The organism is Kitasatospora sp. NPDC048722, from assembly GCF_040650235.1.
GTDB lineage: Bacteria > Actinomycetota > Actinomycetes > Streptomycetales > Streptomycetaceae > Kitasatospora.
In genome coordinates this window covers 1-1,783 of the sequence record NZ_JBEZGX010000164.1, presented here as the reverse complement: position 1 = coordinate 1,783, position 1,783 = coordinate 1, and the positions used below count along the sequence as shown (strand labels likewise).

Here is a 1,783-nt window from a genome sequence, read left to right as displayed (position 1 = left end):
CTTCCGGCCAACGCCAACCTCCAATCGGGACAGACCGTTTGTCCTGATGCCAGGTATACACGACCCCCTACCCCATGCTCCGCCCGGTGCGGAGCGGGCGCGCCGTCGCCGTGCATCCGTGGTCCCATCAGCGATATTTGGGGGAAAACCCGGACCTGGAGGCCCCCCATCACTTCCGCTGCCGCCGGCCCCGCCCTCCCCCCGCTCCACCGGCTCCCGTTCGCCCCCGCCCTGCCACCCCGGCCGACCACCCTCGCCGACGGCACCCCCGCCTGGCTGGTCACCCGCTACCGCGACGTCCGCAAGGTCCTGACGGACGCGCGCTTCACCCGCGACGGCCTGCACGCCGTCGGTAGCGGCGGTGGCAACGCCGAGGTGACCGGCAACCCGGCGTCGATCTTCAACCTGAACGGCGCCGACCACCGCCGGCTGCGCCTCACCGTCCAGCGCGCCTTCACCCCGCGCGCCGTCGAGTCCTGGCGTCCGTGGGTCGCCGAGGCCGTCCAACGCGCCGTGGACGACCTGGCGGCGGGTGGACCGCCCGCCGACCTGGTCGCCGCCTTCACCCGGCCGGCGCCCTTCGCCGTCACCAGCCGGCTGATGGCCCTGGACGGTGTCGACGAGGCTCGGCTGCACCGCTGGTCGCAGGCCCTCCTGGCGGAGGACGACCAGCAGGACGCCGCCACGGTGAATGAATTCACCACCTATGCGGCCGAGTTGATCGCCAGGCGGCGCCGCGCACCCGGCGGTGACCTGGTCAGCGGCCTGGTCCGCGCTGCCGACGAGGACGGCGGCATCCCCGAGACCTGGCTCGTCTACCTGGTCTGTGGCCTGGCAGGCAGCGGCAACGAGAGCGTCACCGGCACCCTCGGCAACGCCCTCGTCTACCTCCTCGGCGACCGCCCCTCCTGCTGGCCCCGCCTCGCCGACCCCGCCGTCGCCGAACGCGCCACCGAGCGGCTCCTGCACCACATCCCGCTCGGCGACGACGACGCCACGACCCGGCGCGCCGCCGAGGCGGTCGAACTCGGCGGGGTGCCGATCCCGGCCGGCGCGGTGGTGGCCGTCAGCCTCAACAGCGCCAACCGCGACGGCGCCGTCTTCCCGGACGGGGGCCTCGAGGCCGACCTCGCCGCCCCGCTCGCCGCCCCGACCCTCGCCTTCAGCGCCGGCCCGCACTACTGCCTGGGCGCCTGGCGGGTCCGCCTGGAGATGTGCGAGGCCCTCCGACGCCTCGCCACCGCCCTCCCCGGCCTGCGCCTCGCCCACCCCGGTTCAGCCGTCACGTGGCAGCTCGGCGGCACGACACGCAGCCCGTCGAGCCTCCCTGTGCTGTGGTGACCGGATCGTGGAATTGCGTGCGGCGGCAGCGCGGTTGTCGTACCGTCCGGGACCATGGACCTCGAATTCGCCACCCGTTTCGCCCAGGACTGGGCCGCCGCCTGGAACTCGCACGACCTGGAGCGCATCCTCGCGCACTACACCGAGGACGTCGTCTTCGCCTCGCCCAGGATCCTGGAGATCATCGGCGACCCGTCCGGCGAGGTGCGCGGCAAGGACGCCCTGCGCGCCTACTGGGCCAAGGGCCTCGACCACCTGCCCGACCTGCACTTCACCGTCGAGGACGTCCGGGCCTCCGTCGACACCCTCGTCATCAACTACCGCAACGAGCGCGGCCAGGCCGTCGCCGAGGTCCTGACCTTCCGCGAGGGTCTGGTCTGCCGGGGGTTCGGCGCCTACGGACCGGCGGCGTGACACGGCGGAGAGCCCCCGGGGGCTCTCC

At 73.8% G+C, this 1,783-nt stretch carries 2 protein-coding genes; both read left to right on the top strand.

Translation table 11 applies throughout. The features are described 5' to 3' along the window. The first annotated feature begins 168 nt into the window (after positions 1-168). Positions 169-1,341, top strand: a complete 1,173-nt coding sequence (locus AB0C76_RS41280; protein ID WP_359975920.1) for a cytochrome P450 — start codon at positions 169-171, stop codon at positions 1,339-1,341. 54 nt (positions 1,342-1,395) lie between these two features. Then, positions 1,396-1,755: a nuclear transport factor 2 family protein gene (locus AB0C76_RS41275; RefSeq protein ID WP_359975917.1), complete on the top strand. Its 360-nt coding sequence runs from the start codon at positions 1,396-1,398 to the stop codon at positions 1,753-1,755. The last annotated feature ends 28 nt before the right edge of the window (positions 1,756-1,783 follow it).

Coding starts and splice junctions, on each gene's coding strand:
- AB0C76_RS41275 (WP_359975917.1), top strand. CDS start 1,396: ATGGACCTCGAATTCGCCACCCGTTTCGCCCAGGACTGGGCCGCCGCC.